Raw genomic sequence first — 3,039 nt, 5'->3', positions numbered from 1 at the left:
GTACCTTGAAAACTAGATAAGATGAGATACCAAAGCATCGATAAAGTAAAGACAAACGCGTCTTTTCACGCAAGTAAGTTAAGTGAATAAGGGCGCACGGTGGATGCCTTGGCACTAGGAGTCGATGAAGGACGGGACAAACACCGATATGCTTCGGCGAGCTGTAAGTAAGCTACGACCCGGAGATTTCCGAATGGGGAAACCCACTGTCCGTAATGGGGCAGTATTCAACACTGAATTCATAGGTGTTGAAAGACAACTCGGGGAACTGAAACATCTCAGTACCCGAAGGAAGAGAAAGCAAACGCGATTTCCTGAGTAGTGGCGAACGAAACGGAATTAGCCCAAACCAAGGCGCATGCGTCTTGGGGTTGTAGGACACTCCATATGGAGTTACCAAGAAAGTGAGTAGGCGAAGTGATCTGGAAAGGTCAGCCAAAGAAGGTAACAGCCCTGTAGCTGAAACTCACTTTCCTCCGGAGTGGATCCTGAGTACGGCGGAACACGTGTAATTCCGTCGGAATCTGGGAGGACCATCTCCCAAGGCTAAATACTCCCTAGTGACCGATAGTGAACCAGTACCGTGAGGGAAAGGTGAAAAGCACCCCGGAAGGGGAGTGAAATAGAACCTGAAACCGTGTGCCTACAAGTAGTCGAAGCCCGTTAATGGGTGACGGCGTGCCTTTTGTAGAATGAACCGGCGAGTTACGATTACGAGCAAGGTTAAAGGGAAGACCTGGAGCCGCAGCGAAAGCGAGTCTGAATAGGGCGAATGAGTTCGTGATCGTAGACCCGAAACTGTGTGATCTACCCATGTCCAGGGTGAAGGTAAGGTAACACTTACTGGAGGCCCGAACCCACGTATGTTGAAAAATGCGGGGATGAGGTGTGGGTAGCGGTGAAATGCCAATCGAACACAGAGATAGCTGGTTCTCTCCGAAATAGCTTTAGGGCTAGCCTCAACGTGAGAGTCTTGGAGGTAGAGCACTGATTGGACTAGGGGCCCCTATCGGGTTACCGAATTCAGTCAAACTCCGAATGCCAATGACTTATCGTTGGGAGTTAGACTATGGGTGATAAGGTTCATAGTCGAAAGGGAAACAGCCCAGACCGCCAGCTAAGGTCCCTAAGTATGTGTTAAGTGGAAAAGGATGTGGCGTTGCTCAGACAACCAGGATGTTGGCTTAGAAGCAGCCATCATTTAAAGAGTGCGTAATAGCTCACTGGTCGAGTGACGCTGCGCCGAAAATGTACCGGGGCTAAACACATCACCGAAGCTGCGGACTGTCCAACGGACAGTGTAGGAGAGCGTTCTAAGGGCGTTGAAGTCAGACCGTGAGGACTGGTGGAGCGCTTAGAAGTGAGAATGCCGGTATGAGTAGCGAAAAAGAAGTGAGAATCTTCTTCACCGTAAGCCTAAGGTTTCCTGAGGAAGGCTCGTCCGCTCAGGGTAAGTCGGGACCTAAGCCGAGGCCGAAAGGCGTAGGCGATGGATAACAGGTTGAAATTCCTGTACCACCTCCTTTCCGTTTGAACAACGGGGGGACGCAGGAGGATAAGGGAAGCGTGCCATTGGATGTGCACGCCCAAGCAGAGAGTGTGATGGATAGGCAAATCCGTCCATCTTACGCATGATCTGTGATGGGGAGGGAACATAAGTACCGAAGTCCTGATTTCACACTGCCAAGAAAAGCCTCTAGTGAGGAAAGAGGTGCCCGTACCGCAAACCGACACAGGTAGGCGAGGAGAGTATCCTAAGGTGATCGGGAGAACTCTCGTTAAGGAACTCGGCAAAATGACCCCGTAACTTCGGGAGAAGGGGTGCTCACCTAGACTACGGTCTAGGGAGCCGCAGTGAAAAGGCCCAAGCGACTGTTTATCAAAAACACAGGTCTCTGCGAAGCCGTAAGGCGAAGTATAGGGGCTGACACCTGCCCGGTGCTGGAAGGTTAAGGGGATGCGTTAGTCCTTCGGGACGAAGCGTTGAACCGAAGCCCCAGTAAACGGCGGCCGTAACTATAACGGTCCTAAGGTAGCGAAATTCCTTGTCGGGTAAGTTCCGACCCGCACGAAAGGTGCAACGACTTGGGCACTGTCTCAACGAGAGACCCGGTGAAATTATACTATGCGTGAAAATGCGCATTACCCGCGACAGGACGGAAAGACCCCGTGGAGCTTTACTGTAGCCTGATATTGAATGTTGGTACAGCTTGTACAGGATAGGTGGGAGCCAGAGAAACCGGAGCGCTAGCTTCGGTGGAGGCGCCGGTGGGATACCACCCTGGCTGTACGGACATTCTAACCCAGAACCGTGATCCGGTTCGGAGACAGTGTCAGGTGGGCAGTTTGACTGGGGCGGTCGCCTCCTAAAGAGTAACGGAGGCGCCCAAAGGTTCCCTCAGAATGGTTGGAAATCATTCGAAGAGTGTAAAGGCAGAAGGGAGCTTGACTGCGAGACCTACAAGTCGAGCAGGGACGAAAGTCGGGCTTAGTGATCCGGTGGTTCCGCATGGAAGGGCCATCGCTCAACGGATAAAAGCTACCCCGGGGATAACAGGCTTATCTCCCCCAAGAGTCCACATCGACGGGGAGGTTTGGCACCTCGATGTCGGCTCATCGCATCCTGGGGCTGTAGTCGGTCCCAAGGGTTGGGCTGTTCGCCCATTAAAGCGGTACGCGAGCTGGGTTCAGAACGTCGTGAGACAGTTCGGTCCCTATCCGTCGTGGGCGTTGGAAATTTGAGAGGAGCTGTCCTTAGTACGAGAGGACCGGGATGGACACACCGCTGGTGTACCAGTTGTTCCGCCAGGAGCATCGCTGGGTAGCTACGTGTGGTCGGGATAAGTGCTGAAAGCATCTAAGCATGAAGCCCCCCTCAAGATGAGATTTCCCATCGCTTCGAGCGAGTAAGATCCCTCAGAGACGATGAGGTAGATAGGTTCGAGGTGGAAGCGTGGTGACACGTGGAGCTGACGAATACTAATCGATCGAGGACTTAACTTAAACAAAAAGTGAAAAGCGCGTCTTCGACTTTGGTTG

1 rRNA gene is annotated in these 3,039 nt (G+C 52.4%); it reads left to right on the top strand.

What is annotated here, in order from left to right:
- Positions 1 to 76: 76 nt before the first annotated feature.
- Positions 77 to 3,003, top strand: a 23S ribosomal RNA gene (locus A194_RS0115635).
- Positions 3,004 to 3,039 lie beyond the last annotated feature (36 nt).

Origin of the sequence: Alkalibacillus haloalkaliphilus C5 (assembly GCF_000269905.1) — a bacterium.
Lineage (GTDB): Bacteria > Bacillota > Bacilli > Bacillales > Alkalibacillaceae > Alkalibacillus > Alkalibacillus haloalkaliphilus_A.
The sequence above is the reverse complement of the archived record's forward strand: the minus strand, read 5'-3'. Positions and strand labels throughout refer to the sequence as shown.